The organism is Subtercola boreus (assembly GCF_003399635.1).
In the GTDB taxonomy this organism is placed as follows: Bacteria; Actinomycetota; Actinomycetes; order Actinomycetales; family Microbacteriaceae; genus Subtercola; species Subtercola boreus_B.
The window spans coordinates 1-588 of sequence record NZ_NBXB01000069.1 but is presented as its reverse complement, the minus strand read 5'-3'; the positions used below and the strand labels follow the sequence as shown (position 1 = coordinate 588).

The 588-nt window shown below is 63.9% G+C and carries 1 pseudogene; it reads left to right on the top strand.

The features are described from left to right. Window positions 1-588 (top strand): annotated as a pseudogene (locus tag B7R22_RS18280) (IS21 family transposase); the annotation flags it as partial.

The window sequence follows — 588 nt, the reverse complement described above, 5'->3', positions numbered from 1 at the left end:
AGGTTGCATCGGTCGGAAGGCATTCCGATCAAGGAGATAGCGCGGTTGCTGGGGGTCGCGAGGAACACGGTGCGGGCGGCGTTGGCGTCGGAGCGGGCGCCGAGGTACGAGCGGGCACGGGCGGGGTCGCTGGTTGATGGTGTCGAGGTCGAGGTCCGGAAGCTGTTGAAGGATTTCCCTCGGATGCCGGCGACGGTTATCGCGGAACGGATTGGGTGGCAGTACTCGATCACGACGTTGAAGGACCGGATTCGTCAGATCCGGCCGGAGTACGCCGGTGTCGATCCGGCGGATCGGACGGTGTACAAGCCTGGTGATATCGCTCAGTGTGATCTGTGGTTCCCGGAACCGCGGATCCCTGTCGGGCACGGCCAGCTGATGATGTTGCCGGTGCTGGTGATGACGCTCGGGTTCTCGAGGTTCTCGGCTGCGACGATGCTGCCGTCGCGGCAGGCCGGGGATCTGATCGCGGGTATGTGGCAGCTGATCAGCGGCCTTGGGATGGTGCCGAAGACATTGGTGTGGGATCGGGAATCAGCGATCGGTGGGAAAGGAGTCGTGACGGTACCTGCTGCGTCGTTCGCGGGT